3 protein-coding genes are annotated in these 2150 nt (G+C 56.9%); 1 reads left to right on the top strand and 2 read right to left on the bottom strand.

Annotated features, from left to right (window positions below):
* Positions 1–713 precede the first annotated feature (713 nt).
* Positions 714–1142, top strand: a complete 429-nt coding sequence (locus HOC_RS20330) for a hypothetical protein (protein ID WP_035542335.1) — start codon at positions 714–716, stop codon at positions 1140–1142.
* Positions 1143–1284: 142 nt separating this feature from the next.
* Here the strand turns inward: HOC_RS20330 and HOC_RS20325 are convergent, their stop codons facing one another.
* Positions 1285–1497 carry a hypothetical protein gene (locus HOC_RS20325; RefSeq protein ID WP_035542333.1) on the bottom strand — a complete coding sequence of 71 codons (213 nt, stop codon included), beginning with the start codon at positions 1495–1497 and terminating at the stop codon, positions 1285–1287.
* A gap of 291 nt (positions 1498–1788) precedes the next feature.
* A partial coding sequence (locus HOC_RS20320; RefSeq protein WP_035542331.1) for a polyphosphate kinase 2 family protein occupies positions 1789–2150 on the bottom strand: 362 nt, incomplete at its 5' end.

Genomic DNA, 2150 nt, shown 5'->3' with positions numbered 1-2150 from the left:
TCATCGGGTCCACGCTTTCGGCGGTGACCGGTCTCGGCCTGCTTGCCGCCGCCAGACAAAGGCTCCGACCAACCAGGCCTGATGAGATACCCCTTCCAACAAATTACGAGCACGCCCGTACTGACGCCTCGTCGCCACCGCCATCGGCACCGCCCTTGACGTGTCTTTGAAGCAAAAGGTCACGAGTGATCGACAGGCCGAGCCAGCGTCCTGGATGCCCGTTTCAGCGCCACAAGACGAGCCCGGTTCACTTCCTGTGATCTGCAGGCGCCGCGATGGCAATGCGTTGCCGCCTGGCAGCGCCTTGACTCATAAGGACCGCGCACGGTTGAGCCGGATGCGTGATGCAGCCTGGGTCGCCTTCGTCACGCGCTGTACCAATCGATGAACCCATATTTCTCCCGGCAGGATCTCGCATGGATGAGGTAGCCGCAGATCAAATCGTCCTCCAAATCACCTGATATATTTGAAACGCCTGCAAGCCAGGATACGCCGACCTGCCAGACGGGAACGAAACGATATCCGAATATCAGGCCAATCATGCCAGGTTGGCTGGACGGCGCTGCATCCGACCTGGCACGCTCTCTCCGAGGCGCGAACGGCCGCGATCCCGGCCTCCTGATTGCGTCCAGAATAGATCTCGCAATGTCGCTGAAGCGCCTGCGGGTCGGACGTCTTGTTTCGTTCATCTGCCGAAAAAAATGAAATGTGTAATGCGCGGCCAAGGTCTGCGTCTGTTCGTCTTGCAGTCCTATCGGCTCCCGGCTGGATCGGACTGCGAACCAATTCACAATCCAGGAAAATTCAAGATGATCTCCCGGCAAAGCCACCACCGACAAACTTCCGAAGACCCAAGCCACTCCACGCGTCCGTCACCCCGCGTCTTGAACTGCATCGTATCCAGCCTTGGGATTGGTCTGTTTGGCGCCGGCCTGGGTGCAATCCTGGCGCCTTATATTGCAGAAACCGCTGCGCTGATTGCACTTCTCGGATTGACGGTTCACCTTGTCGCCTTGATCCGCAGCGTTCGCCGCCGACGCCCAGGCATATCCGGTCGGCAACTTTGGCTCACGGCAATCTATCTGAGCTGCTGGACCATACTGATCGTCCTCTCTTTTGGCCTGTTCAAGGTTTGGTTTTGATGCATCCTGGGCAATTGATGCATCATCAGGCGTGCATTGACGGACGTCGGACCGACCTGTTCATTTGCATATCGACGTACAGCGCGATGGTCTGATGACGATAGACGTTTCGCCGCGTGAACGTGACCATTACAAAAGAACGTCACTCTGCAGCAGTCAGCCGGATCTGGCGACCGTCGCAAGGGCTCGATTGAGCAGCGGCGCGATCAATACGCGCCAGCGTCCGGCGAAGCTGTACAGCTTCCGGTTTATCGCCGTCCCCGCGACGTTCCAGCTTTGCCAGTTTCTCACGGAAGATTGACACGTAGACCATAACGATTGGTCGCCCCTCATCTTGATTCTCACGATCAGTCATCTGGCGGTCTCCAGGCCCGCAATCGACGCGGAAAACGAATTGACGCGCCTGCGATAGGGTCATCGACATCAAACGAATGCAAACGGTTGGGTTTACTCCAGTGTGATACGCAAATGACGCGCGAATCCCTCATGCGTTACAGTCCCGACCGTTTGAGCGCAGGCTGCGGCCGTGTCAAAATGATCGCAATCTGGTGTTCGGGAATTTCCATGTCGGCACTCATCCGGACCCGGAACGTATCGCTGGCCCGGGTGAATGCGCTAAGCCAGGTGCGCTACAAGGCAGCGTGGTTCAGCGGTTCAGGGCTGCAATCGTTTTCCTGGTGACCTGTGACACAATATTCTCATCGGGAACGGCCAGGGACTTGTTAGTTTCCGGACAATCAATCGATTTGATAATATGCTGGAACGTATTCAATCGTGCCTCGCGTTTATCGTCGGTGCGAACGGTGAACCACGGCGCGTGCATGAAGTTCGTGCGCCCCAGCATGTCATCGCGCGCAGCTGTATAGTCACGCCACTTTTCGAGCGCGACGGCATCAATCGGGCTTTTCTTCCATTGTTTGAGCGGATCTTCATCACGGTCCGCGAGGCGGCGCGCCTGTTCAGGCTTGCTGATATCAAGATAGTATTTGAGAATCTGGATTCCGTCGC

Origin of the sequence: Hyphomonas oceanitis SCH89 (genome assembly GCF_000685295.1) — a bacterium.
GTDB lineage: Bacteria > Pseudomonadota > Alphaproteobacteria > Caulobacterales > Hyphomonadaceae > Hyphomonas > Hyphomonas oceanitis.
Note: the sequence above shows the minus strand (reverse complement) of the source record. Positions and strands in the feature narration are given on the sequence as shown.